At 68.4% G+C, this 18,777-nt stretch carries 19 protein-coding genes; 5 read left to right on the top strand and 14 right to left on the bottom strand.

Annotated features, from left to right (window positions below; translation table 11 throughout):
- Positions 1 to 2: 2 nt before the first annotated feature.
- From AC0662_RS41000 to AC0662_RS40960, 9 genes are all read right to left on the bottom strand, one after another.
- On the bottom strand, positions 3 to 776 hold the full coding sequence (locus tag AC0662_RS41000) for an MlaE family ABC transporter permease (RefSeq protein ID WP_452201397.1): 774 nt from the start codon (positions 774 to 776) through the stop codon (positions 3 to 5).
- Positions 773 to 1,720 (bottom strand): ABC transporter ATP-binding protein, encoded by a 948-nt coding sequence (locus tag AC0662_RS40995; RefSeq protein WP_452201399.1) that lies wholly within the window; start codon positions 1,718 to 1,720, stop codon positions 773 to 775. The genes AC0662_RS41000 and AC0662_RS40995 overlap by 4 nt, the downstream gene beginning before the upstream one ends.
- 200 nt (positions 1,721 to 1,920) lie before the next feature.
- Positions 1,921 to 2,310, bottom strand: coding sequence for a 50S ribosomal protein L7/L12 (rplL, locus tag AC0662_RS40990; RefSeq protein WP_452201401.1), 390 nt, complete (start codon positions 2,308 to 2,310; stop codon positions 1,921 to 1,923).
- A 64-nt stretch (positions 2,311 to 2,374) separates the two neighbouring features.
- Positions 2,375 to 2,986, bottom strand: a complete 612-nt coding sequence (rplJ, locus tag AC0662_RS40985; protein WP_452201403.1) for a 50S ribosomal protein L10 — start codon at positions 2,984 to 2,986, stop codon at positions 2,375 to 2,377.
- 220 nt (positions 2,987 to 3,206) lie between these two features.
- The gene (locus AC0662_RS40980) at positions 3,207 to 4,382 is read right to left on the bottom strand and encodes an MFS transporter (RefSeq protein ID WP_478307421.1); all 1,176 of its coding nucleotides are present in this window, start codon (positions 4,380 to 4,382) and stop codon (positions 3,207 to 3,209) included.
- Positions 4,382 to 5,191, bottom strand: coding sequence for an IclR family transcriptional regulator (locus AC0662_RS40975; protein ID WP_478307419.1), 810 nt, complete (start codon positions 5,189 to 5,191; stop codon positions 4,382 to 4,384). Before AC0662_RS40975 ends, AC0662_RS40980 begins: the two co-directional genes overlap by 1 nt.
- Before the next feature lie 86 nt (positions 5,192 to 5,277).
- Positions 5,278 to 5,682 carry a RidA family protein gene (locus tag AC0662_RS40970; RefSeq protein ID WP_452201408.1) on the bottom strand — a complete coding sequence of 135 codons (405 nt, stop codon included), beginning with the start codon at positions 5,680 to 5,682 and terminating at the stop codon, positions 5,278 to 5,280.
- Positions 5,683 to 5,713: 31 nt separating this feature from the next.
- Positions 5,714 to 6,448, bottom strand: a complete 735-nt coding sequence (locus tag AC0662_RS40965; protein WP_452201410.1) for an IclR family transcriptional regulator — start codon at positions 6,446 to 6,448, stop codon at positions 5,714 to 5,716.
- Positions 6,445 to 7,419 (bottom strand): sugar kinase, encoded by a 975-nt coding sequence (locus tag AC0662_RS40960; RefSeq protein WP_478307417.1) that lies wholly within the window; start codon positions 7,417 to 7,419, stop codon positions 6,445 to 6,447. Before AC0662_RS40960 ends, AC0662_RS40965 begins: the two co-directional genes overlap by 4 nt.
- A 130-nt stretch (positions 7,420 to 7,549) precedes the next feature.
- On the opposite strand from AC0662_RS40960, the gene AC0662_RS40955 reads away from it, so the two are divergent.
- The 3 genes from AC0662_RS40955 to AC0662_RS40945 are packed head-to-tail and all read left to right on the top strand — an operon-like array spanning position 7,550 to position 11,121.
- A complete protein-coding gene (locus AC0662_RS40955) occupies positions 7,550 to 8,854 on the top strand; it encodes a type III PLP-dependent enzyme domain-containing protein (protein WP_478307415.1) in 1,305 nt (434 codons plus the stop codon).
- 1 nt (position 8,855) lies between these two features.
- On the top strand, positions 8,856 to 10,442 hold the full coding sequence (locus AC0662_RS40950; RefSeq protein ID WP_478307413.1) for an N-acyl-D-amino-acid deacylase family protein: 1,587 nt from the start codon (positions 8,856 to 8,858) through the stop codon (positions 10,440 to 10,442).
- 46 nt (positions 10,443 to 10,488) lie between these two features.
- Entirely contained in the window at positions 10,489 to 11,121 is a 633-nt protein-coding gene (locus AC0662_RS40945; protein ID WP_452201417.1) for a bifunctional 4-hydroxy-2-oxoglutarate aldolase/2-dehydro-3-deoxy-phosphogluconate aldolase, read from the top strand.
- Positions 11,122 to 11,149: 28 nt separating this feature from the next.
- Here AC0662_RS40945 and AC0662_RS40940 read toward each other — a convergent pair whose 3' ends face one another.
- From AC0662_RS40940 to AC0662_RS40930, 3 genes are all read right to left on the bottom strand, one after another.
- Positions 11,150 to 11,842: a DUF4097 family beta strand repeat-containing protein gene (locus AC0662_RS40940; protein WP_478307410.1), complete on the bottom strand. Its 693-nt coding sequence runs from the start codon at positions 11,840 to 11,842 to the stop codon at positions 11,150 to 11,152.
- Between the two features lie 23 nt (positions 11,843 to 11,865).
- Positions 11,866 to 12,510 (bottom strand): response regulator transcription factor, encoded by a 645-nt coding sequence (locus AC0662_RS40935; RefSeq protein ID WP_452201434.1) that lies wholly within the window; start codon positions 12,508 to 12,510, stop codon positions 11,866 to 11,868.
- A gap of 121 nt (positions 12,511 to 12,631) precedes the next feature.
- The gene (locus tag AC0662_RS40930; RefSeq protein ID WP_452201420.1) at positions 12,632 to 13,909 is read right to left on the bottom strand and encodes a sensor histidine kinase; all 1,278 of its coding nucleotides are present in this window, start codon (positions 13,907 to 13,909) and stop codon (positions 12,632 to 12,634) included.
- A gap of 166 nt (positions 13,910 to 14,075) precedes the next feature.
- Here AC0662_RS40930 and AC0662_RS40925 point away from each other — a divergent pair, with 166 nt between their 5' ends.
- On the top strand, positions 14,076 to 14,612 hold the full coding sequence (locus AC0662_RS40925; RefSeq protein WP_478307408.1) for a hypothetical protein: 537 nt from the start codon (positions 14,076 to 14,078) through the stop codon (positions 14,610 to 14,612).
- On the opposite strand, the gene srmL is transcribed toward AC0662_RS40925, so the two are convergent.
- Together srmL and AC0662_RS40915 are read right to left on the bottom strand one after the other, a co-directional pair.
- Complete coding sequence (gene srmL, locus AC0662_RS40920; protein WP_452201424.1) at positions 14,609 to 15,727, bottom strand: PheS-related mystery ligase SrmL; 1,119 nt, start codon at positions 15,725 to 15,727, stop codon at positions 14,609 to 14,611. The genes AC0662_RS40925 and srmL overlap by 4 nt on opposite strands.
- Positions 15,728 to 15,915: 188 nt before the next feature.
- Positions 15,916 to 17,406: a DHA2 family efflux MFS transporter permease subunit gene (locus AC0662_RS40915; RefSeq protein WP_478307406.1), complete on the bottom strand. Its 1,491-nt coding sequence runs from the start codon at positions 17,404 to 17,406 to the stop codon at positions 15,916 to 15,918.
- 174 nt (positions 17,407 to 17,580) lie between these two features.
- On the opposite strand from AC0662_RS40915, the gene AC0662_RS40910 reads away from it, so the two are divergent.
- Positions 17,581 to 18,615 carry an alpha-hydroxy acid oxidase gene (locus AC0662_RS40910; RefSeq protein ID WP_478307404.1) on the top strand — a complete coding sequence of 345 codons (1,035 nt, stop codon included), beginning with the start codon at positions 17,581 to 17,583 and terminating at the stop codon, positions 18,613 to 18,615.
- The last annotated feature ends 162 nt before the right edge of the window (positions 18,616 to 18,777 follow it).

Raw genomic sequence — 18,777 nt, 5'->3', positions numbered from 1 at the left:
CGTCAGGCCCCCTTCGGCGGGACGAGCTGGAAGTAGATCGCGGTCATCGAGAAGTTCGCGACGAACAGCAGCATGAAGGTGATGACGACGGACTGGTTCACCGCGTCGCCGACCCCCTTCGGCCCGCCACCCGCGTTGCAGCCCTTGTACGACGCGACAACCGCGGCGATGAACCCGAAGACGAGCGCCTTCGCTTGCCCCTGCCACAGGTCGGGCAGATGCGCGAGCGCGGTGAAGCTCGCGATGTAACTGCCCGGGGTGCCGTCCTGCAGGACGACGTTGAAGACGTACCCGCCCATCACGCCGACCACGCTGACGAACCCGTTCAGGAAGAACGCGACCAGCATCGTCGCGAGCACCCGCGGTACGACGAGGCGCTGGATCGGGTCGATCCCGAGCACCATCATCGCGTCGAGCTCTTCGCGGATCTTGCGGGAGCCGAGGTCCGCGCAGATCGCGGAACCGCCGGCGCCGGCGATCAGCAGCGCGGTCGCGATCGGCGACGCCTCCCGGACCACGGCCAGTACGGCGGCCGAACCGGTGAACGCCTGCGCGCCGAACTGTTTGATCAGACCACCGACCTGCAACGCGATCACCGCACCGAACGGGATCGCGACCAGCGCGGTCGGGATGATCGTCACGCTCGCGACGAACCAGGCCTGCTGCAGGAACTCCTTGACCTGGAACGGTCGCCGGAACGCCGCCCGCCCGGTGTCCAGGGCGAACGCGAACAAGGAGCCCGCATGCTTCAGCGGGGCCGTGGCGGAAACGGTCACGAGGCGCCGACCGTGGCGGACATGAAGGAGCCCGGTGGCGGGGTGACGCCGTTCTCGCGGCACCAGGCGCCGGGCTCGCGCTGCGTCGGCCGCAGCATGCCACTGCTCGGCAACTGCTGGATCGGGATCGGCGGCAGCGGCGGCAACTCCTGACCGGCCTCGGCGGCCAGCTCGTCGGCGTCCTTCTCCTCGGACATGCCGATCGGGCCGACCATCTGCGCGTTCAGGAACTGCCGGACCACCGGCTCCTCACTGGACAGCAGCATCTCCCGCGGACCGAACATCGCCAGATGCCGGTGGTACAGCATGCCGATGTTGTCCGGCACCGTCCGCGCGGTGTTCACGTCGTGCGTGACGATCAGGAAGGTGGGACTGAACGCCTCGTTGAGGTCGATCATCACCTGGTTGAGGAACGACGTACGGACCGGGTCCAGACCGGAGTCGGGCTCGTCGACGAGCAGGATCTCCGGATCGAGTACGAGCGCGCGGGCCAGACCGGCTCTTTTGCGCATACCGCCGGAGATCTCGCCCGGAAGCTTGCGCTCGGCACCGACCAGGCCGACCATCTCCATCTTCTCCATCACGATGGAGCGGATGTCGGACTCGGACTTCTTGGTGTGCTCGCGGAGCGGGAAGGCGACGTTGTCGTACAGGTTCATCGAGCCGAACATCGCGCCGTCCTGGAAAAGCACGCCGAACAGCCGGCGGATGTCGTACAGCTCGCGTTCGCTGCAGGTGGCGATGTCCGTGCCTTCGATCCAGACATGCCCTTTGTCCGGCTTCAGCAGCCCGATCAGCGTCTTCAGGAACACCGACTTGCCGGTGCCGGACGGGCCGAGCATCACGCAGATCTCACCGGCGGGCAGCGTCAGGGACACGTCGCCCCAGATCAGCTGGCTACCGAAGGATTTGGTGAGACCCTCGACGCGGACTTCTACGCCCACCGGCCCTCCTCACGGGTATGTCTGCTGCTGCCCAACGACAGGGCAGTGGCCTAGGTTACGCACGAGTACGGTTTTGCGTAACCCCTGGAAGTCAAGCGATTGCGATCGTAGCCATCCGGAAATGCAAGAAGGACGGCCCCCGTGCAGGGACCGCCCTTCTCAACACATTCGTTACGTCCGGTAACCGGGCGTAACCGAGGTCACTTCAGGGTGACGGTGGCGCCGGCGCCCTCGAGGGCCTCCTTGGCCTTCTCCGCGGCAGCCTTGTCGACCTTCTCCAGGACGGCCTTCGGAGCCGACTCGACGAGATCCTTGGCCTCCTTCAGGCCGAGGCTCGTGAGACCGCGCACCTCCTTGATGACCTGGATCTTCTTGTCGCCGGCCGACTCCAGGACGACGTCGAACTCGTCCTGCTCGGCAGCTTCCTCGGCCGCGGCCGGGGCGCCGGGGACACCCGCGGCGGCAACGGCGACCGGGGCGGCGGCGGTGACGCCGAACTCCTCCTCGAACGCCTTAACGAACTCCGACAGCTCCAGCAGGGTCAGTTCCTTGAACTGGCCGAGGAGCTCTTCGGTGCTGAGCTTCGCCATGATGGCGGTCCTTCCTGACAAATGGTGCTTGGTGATCACTGATGGGGTGTTGCGGTGAGATGCCTCAGCTGTCCGCTGCGGCGGTCTCCTCGGTGCTCGCCTCGGCAGGTGCGTCGGTCGTGTCCTGGACGGTGTCCTGGACGTCCGCTGCCGGAGCAGCGTCGGCCGGCAGCTTGTCCTGCAGCGCCGCGAACAGGCGCGCGGCCTGCGACAGCGGAGCAGCGAACAGCGACACCGCTTGCTGCGGGGCCGCCTTCATCGCACCTGCGAGCTTCGCGAGGAGGACCTCACGCGACTCCAGGTCAGCGAGCTTGCTGATCTCGTCAGAGCTGAGCGGCTTGCCGTCGAGCACGCCGCCCTTGATGACGAGAAGGGGATTCGCCTTGGCGAAGTCACGCAGGCCCTTGGCCGCAACCACCGCATCGCCCTTGATGAAGGCAATCGCGGAGGGGCCTTCGAGCAGGCTGTCGAACGAGTCGACGCCGGCGTCCTTGGCCGCGATCTTGGTCAGCGTGTTCTTCACCACGGCGTAGTTCACGTCGTCACCGAGCGAAACTCGAAGCTGCTTGAGCTGCGCGACGGTGAGACCGCGGTACTCGGTCAGCACGGCGCCGTTGGAGCTACGGAACTCGTCCGTCAGCTCCGCGACAGCGGCTGCCTTGTCCGGCCTCGCCATGGGGGTCTCCTTCTATCGGCTTCCACGCCTCGGACCCCGGACAAGAAGAAAACGCCCCTGCGCAGGCGCAAGGGCGTGAAACATACAGTGTCACTTCCAAGTCACCTACGCGGGCCGCCCCATCTCTCGATGGGACCTTCAGTCACTCGGAAGTGACGACCAGCGGTCTTCGGCAGCTAACAGTGTGCCTGGTGTACCGGGCTTTAGCCAAATCGGTTCCTCAGGTGCGCTGGGGATGGGGTGGGATCCAGCGGTGCATCGCCGTAGCTGCGGCCCATCCTGTGCCCGCCATGATCACGATCGCCGGCGCCAGCCCGAGGACCGCGGTGGCGCCCGCCAACAGCAACGGCCCCGCACCGTTCCCCGTGTCCGCGAACAACCGGAACGCCCCGAGGAACTGCGCCCGCCCGACCGCCGGCGACGCGTCGGCGCCCAGCGTCATGATCACCCCGGCACCCAGCCCGTTCCCGATCCCCATCAGGAACGCGACCGCAGTAAGCGTCACGGTGCTGTGTGTCAACGGCAGCAGCAGATGCGCCAACCCCAGCACGAACATCGACGGTACGGCGACCCACTTGCGCCCGAGCCGGTCCATCACGGACCCGGCTGGATAGAACAGCAGCATGTCGACCGCACCGGACAGTCCGAAGATGATGCTGGTCGTCTGTGCGTCCAGTCCGATGTGCAGCGCCCACAGCGGGATTACCACCTGGCGCGACGCCCGGACCGCCCCTACGAGAAGCGCTCCGACCCCGAGAGTCCGCAGTACCGGGAGGTGGTCGCGGATGACGCCCCAGGTGGACTGCGCTGCGACAGGGCCTCTCGGCCGAGTGTGCGCGACGTCCGGCAGGCTCACCAGGACCGCACACGCGAGCAGTGCGGCTACTAGGTGCACCCAGTACGCACCGTCCGTACCGAGGAACTTCATGACGGCTGCACCGAGGAACGGGCCGATGAATGAGCCGATGCGCTGTACGCCGCCCAGCGTGGACAGTGCGCGCGCTCTGAGCTCGACGGGGACCGCCTCACTCAGATACGCCTGTCGTGCAAGGCCCCAGACCGCACCGGCCAGTCCTGTGAAGCCAATGGCGACAGCCAGTCCCCAGACCGTCGGCACGACCAGACAGGCGGCCAAGGCGAGTGCAACAAGGAAGGTGGCGCCCAGCATCGCCTTGCGCTCACCAATGCGGTTCGTCAGCGCGCCGGCAGGGATGTCACCAATCACCTGCCCCAGACCGGCCGCAGCAACGACCAGACCAGCTACGGCGACCGAAGCACCCCTATGCGTCGCCGAGAGGGCTATGACCGGCGCAATGGCGCCTTGGCCGATTCCGTAGAGCAGTGCGGGCAGATAAACAGCAGGTGCGATCTTCAGCAGACTCCGAGCCTGGGACATCACCGGCCGCCGGCCAGCGCCGTACTACGGTCCCGGGCGGCCGGAGTGGCTCCCAGCAACTCCGACACCGACCAGGCACCCGCGGCGACCCTCATCCCGAACTCCTCCATCCGCTCCACCGGCATCCGCATCTCGGGGCCGGACACACTCAGACAGCCGGCAACGTCACCGGAATAGCCGAACACCGGTGCGGCCACGCTGCAGATCCCCGGCGTCCGCTCTGTCCTGGACATCGCGTAACCGCGCCCGCGGATCACCGCGAACTGGTCCGCGAGCACCTGCGGATCAGTGATCGTTGCCGGTAGCACCTGCTCCAGCGGACCCTTCAGGACCTCCTGCTGCTGCTTGATCGGCAGGAACGCCAGCAGCACCTTCCCGGGCGCACCCAGCGGTAACGCGACCGGCAGTCCGAACTCCGTGTAGGTACGGCGCAGTTGGTGGTAGCTCTCGACCTGGTCCAGGACGACGCGCTGCCCGGACGGCAGCAACTCGTGCACCGCCGCGGTCTCCCCCGTGTCATCGCGGAGTGCACGCAGCACCGGCATCGCGGCGTCGCGCAGGCCGGCCGGAATCCCACCGCTGTGCGCGAGCTGCACGACGAGCGGTCCGATCGCGTACCGCCGGTGGGCGGTCTGCCGGACGAGTCCGTTCTCCTGCATGGCCAGCAACAGCCGATGCACGGTGCTCGTCGACAGACCGGTCGCCCGGGCCAGATCGCTGATCCCGAGGTCCGGAGTACGGGCGTCGAAGCAGCGCAGGATCGCCACAGCGCGGTCGATCGACTGCACCGAGCCCCGCTGTTCCTGCATGCCGGAATGTTATCCCGACATACGGGAAAGCGCGCGGGCGTATCGAAGCCCGGACCGCGGGTGCGCGGTCCGGGCTTCGAGGGGGTTCAGCTGAGGACGGCCAGCGCGTCGATCTCGACCAGCATGTCGGGCAGCGGCAGACCGGTGAAGACGGTGGTCCGCGACGGCAGCACGCCACTCGGGGTCCGGGTCGACACGAACTCGGCGTACGCCTCGTTCATCGCCGCGAAGTCCTCGCGCTGGGTGAGGTAGACGCGCAGCATCACGACGTCGTCGATGCTCGCACCGCCGGCCTTCAGAATCGCCTCGATGTTCTGCAGCACCCGGGTGGTCTGGCCCTTCACGTCACCGGCGAACACGAAATCGCCGCTGGCCGGGTCGACCGAGCCCTGACCGGACACCTGCAGGATGTTGCCCTTGCGGACGCCCTGCGAGAACACCGGCATCGGCGGCGGCGCGTCGGTGGTGGAGACTGCGCTCTTGTCGGACATCAGGTCTGACACCTCTCAGTTTGTAGTCGGCTCAGTTGTAGTCGGCACTGATCGCTTTCGCGGTGGCGAGCAGATCGGGAAGCAGCTCGAGTACCTGCTCATAGTTCAGCAGTACGTCGGGAACGGACAGGGACACGGCCCCTACGACACGCCCGTCGCGGGTCTTCAGCGGCGCACCGATGCAGTTGATGAACGCCTCGTGCTCAGCCTTGTCCTGCGCCCAGCCACGCTCCTTGGTCGTCGTCAGCTCGTCCCGCAGCCGGTCCAGGTCGGTGATCGTGTTCGGCGTGTACGCCTTCAGATCGAGCGACGCCAGTACCGCCTCCTGCTGCCGCTTCGGCTGCGCCGCCAGCAGCACCTTCCCGACGGCCGTGCAGTGCAGAGCAGCCGGTACGCCGACCTGCGAGTACATCCGCACCGCGCGCATGCTGTCGAGCTTGTCGATGTAGACGACGTCACCGCTCTCCCAGGCCGCCAGGTGAACCGTCTGACCGGTCTTCTGGTTCAGCTCGAGCAGATGGGGTGCGGCCACCTCGCGTACGACGTGCTGCTCGCGTGCCACGTCCGCGAGTGCGAACAGGCGCGAGCCCAGGCGGTAGCGGTGCGCGGAGTCCCGGCGTACGAACCGCTCGGCTTCCATGGTGCGCAGCAGGCGGAGGACTGTCGTCTTGTGAACACCGAGCTCGGTCGCGAGCTGATCGAGCGACCGCTCCCCCTCACCGAGGCTGGAGAGGATCTGCAGGGCCCGACCGAGGCTCTGACTCATCTGGGCCCGATCTTCGTCGCAGCCCACTCCTCGTCTGTCGCGTTGAGCAGACGCTCACGTTCGGGTGCCGGCGGCGGCGGTGCGTGGTCTTCCGCCGCCGTCAGCACAGCTGCGGCGGTCAGGTGCCCCAACCGGAGGCGCTGCGTCATCGGAAGGTCCTGCAGCGTCCCAGCCAGGAATCCGGCAGCAAACGCGTCACCCGCTCCGACTGTCTCGACCACGTCGACAGACAACGCTGGGACATCAGTGCGGCCACTGGGCTCGAGCACCGTTGCAGTGTGCGCGTCGTTCTTCACGACAAGAGTCTTCGCGCCTAAGCGCTCGTACAGTTCCTCCGGATCGCCTGTCCCCGCGAAGACGGCTGCCTCGTCAGCACCGATCAGCACGAGGTCAGCTGCCTTCAGCAACCGCCACAACGACTCCGGGTCCTTGTCCCGCCAGAGCGCCGGCCGCCAGTTCAGGTCGACGCTCAGCAGGAACTCCCGCGGCTCAGTGGCCAGCCGCTCCAGCATCTGCGCGCTGGACTCCGAGATGGCGGCAGTGATGCCGGTCGTGTGTACTACGCGCGCCTGCGCGAGTCGACGGCGTACCTCGGGTTGGTCCAGGAACTCCGGCGCCATGGCGGCGGCTGCCGAACCAGTCCGGTAGTAGTGCATCTGGGAGCGTCCATTCTCGGACTCTTTGACGTAGAGAGCGGTCGGGCGCACCGGGTCGAGCTCCACACCGCCGACCTCGACGCCACGGGCCTGCAGATCCCGCAGTACGTGCTCGCCGAAGCCGTCGTCGCCGAGCCGCGAGATCCAGCTCGTCGGGACACCGAGCGCCGCGAGCCCGCCGGCGACGTTGCACTCCGCGCCGCCGACCGATCGCCGGAACACCTCGACGTCCGCCAGCGGCCCAGGACCGCCCGCGAACATCACCATCGCCTCGCCCAGACAGATCGCGGCTGTCTCAGGGAGCGGTTCGGGCATCGGCACTCCTTGGCGGCGAGGTGATGGGATAGACGTGCGTTGACGCGACTTCGGGCGCGATGCTACAACCGACCAGTCAGAATGCGCAATGAGCGTTGCGCATTTTGCAATATCAACCCCAGGGGATCTGATGCCTGCTTACGATGCCGATGCCGTCGCCGCACTCTCCGATCAGCTGGTGAGCTGGCAGGACAAGGCCCTGCCGCCCGCGTTCTGGGGCCGGACCGTCGCCGAGGTGCTCGCCGATCGACCATGGCTTTCGCAGCTGCCCACGCCGTTGATGACGCTGTCCGCGCCCGGCCTGCGGCACAACGTGGACACCCTGGCGACCTGGTGCACCCGGCACGGCGTCGAGCTCGCACCGCACGGCAAGACCTCGATGGCGCCCGCACTCTGGGCGATGCAGCTGGACGCGGGCGCGTGGGCGATCACGCTCGCCAACGCCTTCCAGCTCGGCGTCGCCCGCGCGTACGGGTTCCAGCGGATCCTGATCGCGAACGCGGTGATCTCCCCGCTGCAGCTGCGCTGGATCGCCGACGAACTCGAGGCCGACCCGTCGTTCGAGGTGATGGTCTGGGCGGACTCGATCCGCACGGTCGAGCTGATGGAGGCGGCCCGGTCGGCGTACGTCGGCCCCGACGCGCGCCCGCTCGACGTGATGGTCGAGGTCGGCGGCATCGGCGGCCGCACCGGTGCCCGCGACCTCGAAACCGCGCTGGCCGTCGGAGACGCGATCGCCGACGCGAGCACGCTGCGGCTCGCGGGCGTGGCGGGATACGAGGGCGCGATCGGGCACGGTGTCGACGAGGCGAACCTCGAGGAGGTCCGTGCGTACCTGCGCGATCTCGCGGCGGTCCATCACCGGCTGCGGCAGTACTACGACGCGGACGTCGTACCCGTGGTGAGCGCGGGCGGCAGCCAGTACTTCGAGCAGGTCGCGAAGGTCCTCGCCGACGAGGCCGGCGACGGCGCCCGAGTGGTACTGCGGTCCGGCGCGTACATCACCCACGACGACGGGCTCTACCGCCGCGTCTCGCCTCTCGGTCAGAACCCGAGAACCGACGGCGAGCAGCTCGTCGCCGCGATGCACGGGTGGATGCGGATCACGTCGCAGCCCGAGCCCGGCCTGGCGATCTTCGACGGCGGACGCCGCGACTTCCCGTTCGACCAGGACTACCCGGAGCCGCAGCTGATCCGGCCGCGGTCCGAGGGTTCGCCGATCCTGCCGGCGACCGGGATGACGGTGACCAACCTGAACGACCAGCACGGTTATCTGCACTTCTCCGACGACCAGCCGGTGGTGATCGGTGACGAACTCCGGGTCGGCCTGTCCCACCCGTGCACCGCGTTCGACAAGTGGGGACTGATCCCGGTGCTCGACGACCCGGACGCCGCCGACCCGGTCATCGTCGACCTGGTACGGACGTTCTTCTGACATGACTGATCTGCTGATCACCGGGGCACTGATCGTCGACGGCTCCGGGTCACCTGGGTACCACGGCGACGTCGCGGTCGATTCCGGCCGGATCGTGGCGATCGGCAACGACCTGCCGTCGGCGCACCGCACGATCGACGCCGACGGATTGGTGCTGTCGCCCGGGTTCATCGACATGCACTCGCATTCCGATCTGCAGATCCTGGTCAATCCCGATCACACCGCGAAGGTCAGTCAGGGCGTCACGCTGGAGGTGCTCGGGCAGGACGGGCTGTCGTTCGCACCGATCGACGATCCGACGAGGGCCGTCGTACGGCGTCAGATCGCGGGCTGGAACGGGGAGCCGGACGACTTCGAGTTCACCTGGTCCACGGTCGCGGGATATCTCGATCGCCTGGACCGCGGGATCGCCTGCAACGCGGCGTACCTGGTTCCCCAGGGGACGCTGCGGATGATGGTCGTTGGGACCTCCAACCGTCCGGCGACCGCAACCGAGCTCGCCCGCATGGAGGAGCTGCTCGCCGACGGTCTGCGCGACGGGGCGGTCGGGATGAGCAGCGGGCTGACCTACACGCCGGGCATGTTCGCGGGCACCGACGAGCTCGTCGCGCTGTGCAAGGTCGTCGCGGAGCACGGCGGGTACTACGCGCCGCACCAGCGCTCCTACGGGAAGGGTGCCCTCGAGGCGTACGCCGAGATGGTCGAGGTGTCGCGCCGCTCGGACTGCGCGCTGCATCTCACCCACGCGGTGATGAACTTCGCGCCGAACGCCGGCCGCGGCGCCGACCTGGTCGCGATGATCGACGAGGCGATCGCGTCCGGGGTGGACGTCACCACGGACACCTACCCCTACTTGCCCGGGGCAACCACCCTGGCTGCGATCCTGCCGAGCTGGACGGCCGAGGGCGGCCCGGATGCGTTGCTGTCGCGACTGCGTGACCCGGCGACGCGGTCGCGGATCACCTACGAGCTGGAGCAGGTCGGCTCGGACGGGTGTCACGGATGCGTCGTCGAGTGGGAGACGATTGAGATCGGCGGCGTCCGCAACGCGGCGTTGTCCGACGCGGTCGGGAAGACGGTCGCGACCCTCGCGACGCGCGCCGGGAAGCCGGCGTCCGAGGTGTTCTTCGATCTGCTGCTCGCGGACGATCTCGCGACGTCGATCCTGCAGCACGTCGGCCACGAGGAGAACGTGCGCACGATCATGCAGCACCCGTCGCACACCGGCGGCTCGGACGGGATCCTGGTCGGCGGCAAACCGCACCCGCGCTCGTGGGGCACGTTCCCGCGCTACCTCGCGCACTACGTCCGTGACCTGGGCGTTCTCGACCTCGCTGACTGCATCCACCACCTGACCGGTCGCCCCGCGCGCCGCCTCCGGCTGACCGACCGCGGCCTGATCCGCGAGGGGTACGCCGCGGACCTGGTCCTCTTCGATCCCGACACCGTCCGCGACACCGCCACGTTCCCGGAGCCGCGTCAGCAGGCTGCCGGTATCCCCTTCGTGCTCGTCAATGGCGTCCCTGTCATCGACGACTCCCACCGGACGACGGCGCTTCCCGGCCGCGCGATCCGCCGTACCCCTTAGCCCTCACCGTGCGCCGCATGGTGCCCCGCTTGAAAGGAACTGTGTTGTGAACACCTTGGAGTTGCTCCGCGCCGACCGTGTTCTGACCGTTGTCCGCGCGCCGGAGATCTCCGACGCCCGGGACCTCTGCGCCGCTCTGGTTGCCGGCGGCATCCACGTCGTCGAGCTCACGTACACCACTCCCGACCTGCCCCGGCATCTCGAACGTGCCGCCTCCACCGCCGCCGAGACCGGTGCGGTCGTCGGCGCGGGCACTGTCCAGACCGCCGACCAGGCGACGCAGGCCATCAACGCCGGTGCCCAGTTCCTCGTCACTCCGGGGCAGGGGCCTGAGGCGGCCGCTGTCGCCGAAGCGGCCACGGCTGCCGGTATCCCGGTCGTCCTGGGTGCGTTCACTCCGTCCGAGGTGATGAGTGCGCTGGCCCTCGGTTCTGCCGCGGTCAAGATCTTCCCGGCTCACCAGTTGGGCCCGAAGTACTTCAAGGACCTCAACGGCCCGTTCCCCGGCGTACCGCTGATCCCGTCCGGCGGGGTCAACGCCACCAACGCCCGCGACTTCCTGGCCAACGGCGCCCTCGCGGTCAGCGCCGGCACCGACGTCGTCGCCCCCGCTGATGTGGCCGCCGCCAACTGGAGCTCGATCACGACCAAGGCGAAGACCTTCTGCGCCGCCCTCTAGCTCTCCGGCCCTCTACCTGCGGAGCCCTCTACTGAACGGTGATGCTGCCGTAGCTGGTCCGTAGGTAGAGGCGATGAGTAGCGGTCGCGTCGTTCGGTACGTCGAGCTGAGTGGAGCCCTGCGCCGCGACCGCATCAATCGTGTACGTCGTCGACCGCGGCACCTGCACGGTGATCGACCCGTTGCTCGCGGTCGCCGCCAGCTGGTCGGGCGGACGGTCGAATACGAGCGAGATCGAACCCCGCCGCGCATCCACCGACACCTGCGAGCTCCGCACCTGCGCCATGTCGATCGACCCGTCGCTCGCATCGACCTTCAACGGCGACGACACCCCGACCACATCGATCGAGGCCCGGTCGACTTTCGCCTGCACCGGGGCGTCTGTCGGCACCTCCACCGTGAGATTGACCGCGCAGTGCACATCCGGACACATCGTCCGGACGACCAGCTGGCCGGCGGCCTGCGACACCTGAACGTCGGGCTTCGTCGCCGCGTACGCCCCGTCGACAGTCACATGCACCTGCTTGTCGGGACTCGCCAGCACCTGCGTCGGAACATCGGCCGCGATCTGTACCCCGTCGGCACTCGCCGCGAACGTCGACGAGTAGTTGTACGGCAACTTCCCACGAATCAACGACACCGTCACCGCGGCCCCCGTCACCACGAGCAGCAGCAACGGCACCAACCCAACAATCAGCATCACCCGCTGCGCCCTGCTCACAGAACCCCACCGCGACCGCGCCATCACGTCTCCAGGTACTTCAGCACGGCGAGAACGCGGCGATGCTCGCCATCGGTCGGCGACAACCGCAGCTTCAGGAAGATGCTGCTGATGTGCTTCTCGACGGCGCCTTCACCCACCACGAGTGCCTGCGCTATCCCGGCGTTCGACTTACCCTCCGCCATCGCGCGGAGAACGTCCTGTTCCCGCGGGCTCAGCATGGCCAGCGGATCCACCTTGCGCGACCGCACCAGCAACTGCGAGATCACCTCTGGGTCGAGAGCCGCCCCACCGTCCGCGACCCGGCGCAGTCCGTCGATGAACTGATCGACATCGGCCACCCGGTCCTTCAGCAGATACCCGACGCCACCTGGGTTCCCGCCGATCAACTCGCTCGCGTACCGCTCCTCGACGTACTGCGACAACACCAGCACCCCGACCTCCGCATGCTGCTCGCGGATCACCAGCGCCGCCCGCAACCCCTCGTCGGTGAACGTCGGCGGCATCCGCACGTCGACCACACAGACGTCCGGCCGATGCACCGCAACCGCCTTCAGCAGCGAGTCACCATCCCCCACCGCCGCGACCACCACACAGTCCTGCTCCTCGAGCAACCGCACGATCCCCTCACGCAGCAACACCGAGTCCTCAGCAATCACCACCCGCATCCGCCCTGCCTGGCCGGTCTGCTGGGCCTGCGCGGCGTCTCCGGTGTGCTCCACGTGCCCCGCGTGCTCGGAGCGTTCCGTGTCCCCGGCGCGCGCCAGGTGTTCGGTCTGCTCGGTTGGGTCAGCCACAGGGAACCTCCGCGATCAGGGTCGTCCCGCCACCCGGCGGGCTGTCCACCGTGAGCCGACCATCCACACCAGCCACTCGATCCGTCAGCCCGCGCAGCCCACTCCCCCGACCCGGGTCCGCCCCACCCTGCCCGTCGTCCCGTACCTCGACCCGCAGCACATCGCCTTCCCGCTGCACCCGAACCTCCGCCTGCGCGGCATCGGCATGCTTCGCCACATTCGCCAGCGCCTCCGTCACGACGAAGTACGCGATCGACTCGATCGTCAACGAGGGCCGCGGCTGCACGTCGACACTCAACCGAACCGGCACCGCCGACCGAGCCGCAACAGCCGACAGCGCCGCATCCAGACCTCGGTCGGTCAGCACCGGTGGATGCAACCCACGGGTCAGATCACGGATCTCGGCGATCGCCTGCATCGCCTCGGAGTGCGCCTCCTCGATCAACGCCCGAACCGCCGGGTCCTTGTCCCCCAGCCGGTTCTTCGCCCGCCCGAGAGTCATCGCCAGCGACACCAACCGCTGCTGTGCACCGTCGTGCAGGTCGCGCTCCATCCGCCGCCGCTCGGCCTCGACCGAGTCGACGACCTGCCGCCTGCTCTCGACCAGCTGGTGCACCCGCTCGGCCAGCACACCGGTCTCGGACGGCCCGAGCAGCATCTTGACCAGCCAGGCATCGACCGCCGACGCCCCACGCATCATCATCGGCGAGATCAGCAGCAGGAACGCGGCCGCAAGCACCGCCACGACCGACGCCTTCGTCGTCGAGTCGATGACGAACGGCCCGAGCTGCGCCTGCGCCGCGGCGAACTGCGAGTAGTACGCCGGGAGCGCGACGAGCACCGGCGGTATGGACCAGGCCACGATGATCGCGCAGAACCACACGATGGCCAGCGGCAGCAGAGTGGAGTAGTAGGCGAACTGCCGCCACAGACCTGGATCACCGAGCGCCAGCATCGCGTCCTCGAGCCGGGAGCCGGTCGGCGGCGGTGGCACCAACGGCTGCACCTGCTGCCCCCGCGTGATCCGCGCCCGCTCCCGCTCCCATCCCGCGACCAGGTAGACAAGCCGGTTCGCGCCCTTGCTGAGCGGGATCCCGATCGCCGCGAGCGGGAAACCCACCAGGACCGCCGTGGTCGCGAACAGCACCACCAGGCCCGAGGTGAGCACGACCAGCGAGTCACCGAGCACGTGGATGGTTGCCAACCACAAGTACGGCGAGCGCCAGAGGCCCCAAGGCGTCCGGGGAACCGGACTCGCAGCAACCGTCATCCGGATCACCTCCCCGTCTCGGCGCGTGCTTGCCGTCACAACTTACGTGGTCCGCGCGGCCGGACGGCATGAGGACAACCCACGGATCCGGCCGGGGGTTATCCCCACCCCGGTTCGTGGGCTGGCCGGACTGTGTCGAGCGGCCCTGGCCGGGATGCTCGAAGCCATGACGACGACAGCGATCGACACCAGACTCACCGGCGATCCCGGCCGGGCCATCGACAGCAGACTGGACGGCCGCCTCGGCGACGCGATCGACGACCGCGTGGCCGAGGCGCTCGACGACTACATCGCCGAGGGCCGGCTCGACGGCCGGATCCGCCCGCGCCGTTCACCCGGCGGTCTGGCCGCGCTGGTCGCAGCCGGAGTCGCTGCGGTGCTGCTGCCCTGGTGCCTGATCCTCGCGGCGACGCTACCGAGCAGCTACCAGGTGGACCATTGGAAGCTCACCTGGATCGGCCTCGACTGCGGCACGGCGCTCGCGGCCGGCATCACGGCGTACCTGCTGCACACTCGCAACAGGTACGCAGTGCTGACCGCGATGGCCGCCGGGACGCTGCTGGCCGCCGACGCCTGGTTCGACGTCAGCACAGCCGCGGCCGGCTTCGACCGCACGCTCTCGCTCGCGGAGGCGCTCCTGCTGGAGTTGCCGCTGGCGATCTGCGCCTTCGTGGTCGCCGCCCGCGAGCTGCGGAGGCGTTAGCCGATGAGCTCGAGCACGGGACCGTCATGCAGAGCTCGGTAGACCTTGTCCCGCAGGCCGTTGGCCTCGGCATCGGTGAGTGTGCGATCCACCGGCCTGAGGACCAGCCTGACCAGGAGATTCCGTTGCCCCGGGGTCATCTGGAGACGCTCACGGGCGGCCGTCGGCAAGTCGTCGTACGACGTTTCGCCCAGCACCTCCAGCGACTCCGCGGCATCGGCCTCCGGGCCGAGCGCCGCGCGAACCTTGTCGCCGAGCACCTCCGCCGACACGTCCGCCGAGGCGTCGACAACGACCGACAGGTCGCGACGGACCGGCGGCATCGACGAGACCGCTTTGTACGGCAGCAGATCCAGCATCTGACTCGCCACCCGTGGATCCGTCGACCGCAGCAGCCGGATGTCGCGGATGCCCTTGCGGAGCATCAGGAGCCGGTCGAGACCGGGTCCCATCGCGAGTCCGGTCCAGCTCTCGTCCAGGCCGGCCAGACGGAGGACGTGCGGAGCCGCGACACCGCATTCACCAATCTCGATCCACTGATCGTCCAGCAATACGTCGATCTGACGCCCGTGGATCGTGTACGGGTGCACCGCCGGAACGGTCCGGTAGGTCTGCCCGGGAAGGACCGTGTCGACCAGGCGGGCGATCATGTCCTCCAGCTCGGGCTCGCCCAACGTGACATTGCGACTGATCCGCCACAAGTCGAGCTGATGTGGCGTGCCGGTGTGCTGCCAGTCGACCGAGTCCCGGCGGTAACAGATGCCGGCGCAGATCATCAGCACATCGGATGCTTCGGACTGCGCAAGCTCGCGAAGCGCCGGCGGGATCATCGCCGACGTGTGGCTTCGCAGTACCTCGGTCTCGGACACGTAGCGCGTGTAGCGGGCCTCCCGTGTCACGGCGTCGGACGCGTACCCGAGGTTGTCGTAGTTGTCCGCCATCGGTACGACGGGATCGTCGCGGCGGGTCCAGATCTCGGTGTAGGGCCAGGCAGTGCCCAGCGCCTGACGGATCGAGTCCACGACCAACTGGACGGCATGCGCTCCCTGGGCCGGATCAGCGAGGTCGCGGAGCGCGAGGGCAGAGTGCAGTTCTTCAACAGTGAGGACAGACATGGTTTTCTCTCCAGGATGACGGTCTCGACGGGGGGTCCACCCCGGTCGGCCGCAGTCACCTCAGGAGAGAGCGCAGCAGCAGCTCACCCCGTCGGCACCGTCGTGCCGGCCGGGGCGCAGAAATCGCCACCCGTACTGCGTCATGTCCTCAACTCTACCGGTTCAGGCCAACGACCACCGCCCCTTTGTCAGTCGCCATCGAGGCGAGCGGGCCGGTCGAGGGTGAACCACGCGACCGCTGCTGCGATCACCGCGAGGACAGCGATGGCTACGTAGGCAACCGCAGCGCCACGGTCGAACGCGTCTCGCGCAGCAGTCGTCAGGGAGCTGCCGGTCCGCGTCGGCAGTGTTCCCGCCACCTCGAGTGCACCCTGCAGCGACCCTCGGGCCTTGTCGCCCTGCTCCGGGCCGAGCGCGGGGGCGTTTGCGTCGAGGTTCCGGACGTAGACGCTCGCCAGGATGGATCCGACCATCGCCACCCCGATCGACCCACCCACGAACCTGCTGACGAAGTTGAGGGACGACCCGTCACCGGCTTTCGCCGCGGGCAGGCTGTTCATCACCACGGTCGACGGTGGCGCGATCAGCACCGACAGGCCGACGCCGAGTACGACGGAGCCGGCGATCATCGCCCAGAGCGGTCCGTTGCCGGATACCGCGAGTACCCCGGCCGCGGCGGCGCTCACGATGAGCCCGAGCGAGATCGTGGTCCGGGCTCCCAGCCATTGCAGGATCCGCTGGGACTGCAGGGAGCACGCCCCGAAGACGACTGCGAACGGCAGGAACAGCAGACCAACGGCCACGATCGACTCGCCCCGGACATCAAGGAGGTACTGAGGATTCAGGAACAGGAACGAGCTCAGCACCAGGTAGGCCACCATCAAGGTGATCGCGCCGGTGGCGACGAGCGGGCGCCGCAGGATCCGTACGTCGAACAACGGAGACCTTGTCCGCAGCTCCCGGACGACGAACGCTGCGACTGCGATCGCACCGACCCCCACGGCCGCGAGCACGAGGGGAGACGTCCAGCCGCGTCCTGGGCCTTCGATGACGCCGAAGAGCAGCGCACCGAGCCCGACGACCGACAGCACCGCTCCCAGCACATCGAGCGCCGGGCGGCGACCAGCCGGGACCGGAGCGCGAGACTCGGGGATGGTCCGCGTTCCGGCGACGACCCCGACTGCGACGATCGGCACATTGACCAGGAACACCGAGCCCCACCAGAAGTGGTCCAGCAGCAGCCCGCCGATGATCGGGCCGACGGCCAGACCAGTTGCGCCGAGCACTACGAAGGCGCTGATCGCACGGCCTCGCTTCTCGGGTGGGTACATCGACGCGATGATGGCCAGCGCGGGCGCGATCGCGCCTGCGGCGCCCAGCCCCATCACCGCCCTCGAGGCGATCAGCGCTCCCGTGGACGGGCTGAACGCCGCGGCCAGCGACCCGAGCGCGAACACCGCGTAGCTGGAGAGAAATACGCGCCGACGCCCGTACCGGTCCGCCACCGCACCGCCGAGCACCAGCATCCCTGCCAGCACGATGTTGTACGCGTCGATCGTCCACTGCAACTCGTTGGTGCCGGCGTCGAGGGCCTTGCCGATGGCCGGCAGCGCGACGTTGGTGATCGTCAGGTCGACCCCGGCCGTCAATGAGCACAGGCACAGGATTCCGAGCGCCACAGAGCGCCCGCGAGCGGTAACCGCCGGCCCCCCGGGTTCCCGATGGTTCTGGTGCAGACGCCCATGGTCGTGCACGACACCCAATCTAAGTGCGGCACCGCCTGCTCGTCAGCTGCCTCACTGTGCGCCGTAACCCCGTAGCTGACCGTGCCTACGAGTGCGACGATGGTCCGCATGCGATGGATCGACACCCTGGAATCAGCAGCCGCCGAGAAGCTGCCGGAGGCAGTGCACCGATACTTCCGGCAAGGCGCGGCCAGTGGGATCAGCGTCGGCGAAGCAACCGCGGCTTGGTCGACGTACCGCTTCCGCCCGCATGTTCTGAACGACGTCTCCACGGTCGACCTCGGGACCACGGTCCTCGGTGAACCCGTCGACCTGCCGATCATGGTCGCGCCGTCGACGATGCACCGGATGGCCGACCCGGACGGCGAGGTCGCGATGGCGCGCGGCGTCGGCGCGGCGAGGTCGGTGATCGGGCTGTCCAGCAACGCGGGTACGACGTTCGCCGAGCTCGGGACGACCGGCGTCCCGTGGTGGCTGCAGATCTATGTCGTGCGGAACCGCAACATCACCGAGCGGATGGTGGATGCAGCGGTCGAAGCCGGCGCGCGGGCGGTCGTGCTGACCGTCGACACTCCGGTGGTCGGCCGCAAGGAAGACGACGGCGAAACGGTCTGGGACCTGGTGCAACCCGGCCAGCTCCTGGCGAACCTGCCCGAGGGCGACTGGACCGACGACGACCTCGCGAAGGCCGACGATCTGAACCCGGACGTGATCGGCTGGCTCGCCGAACGCACCGGCCTGCCCGTCGTCGTGAAGGGCGTGCTCCGGGGCGACGACGCCAAACGCTGCGCCGACGCGGGCGCCGCCGGCATCATCGTGTCCAACCACGGCGGCCGCCAGCTCGACGGCTCGATCCCCACCGCCCTGGCCCTCCCCGAGGTCGCCGAAGCAGTAGCCGGCTCCGGAGTCGAGGTGTACGTCGACGGTGGCATCCGCCGCGGCGAACACATCCTCGCCGCCCTCGCACTCGGCGCCCGCGCGGTCTTCGTCGGGCGACCCGCGCTGTGGGCGCTGACCGTCGACTCGTCCGGCGGCGTCACCCGGCTGCTCACCGACCTCGGCGACGAGCTCGACCACGCCCTGCGTCTCGTGGGCAGTCCGACGCTGTCCTCACTGACCCCGGATCTCATCACCGCCCGATGAGGGAAACAGAAAGCCCCCGGGAGATGGCGGTTTCAAGGGGTCGTCGCAACACCGCCTTGGGTTCTAGGTGGTCGGTGGTTGAGTTCCTGGGCGACGTGTTGGAGGTCTTCGGGTCCGTGGAGGCTGAGGTCGGTTCTCTTGGGGAAGTACTGGCGCAGGAGC

The organism is Kribbella sp. NPDC043289, from assembly GCF_056436705.1.
The sequence above is the reverse complement of the archived record's forward strand: the minus strand, read 5'-3'. Positions and strand labels throughout refer to the sequence as shown.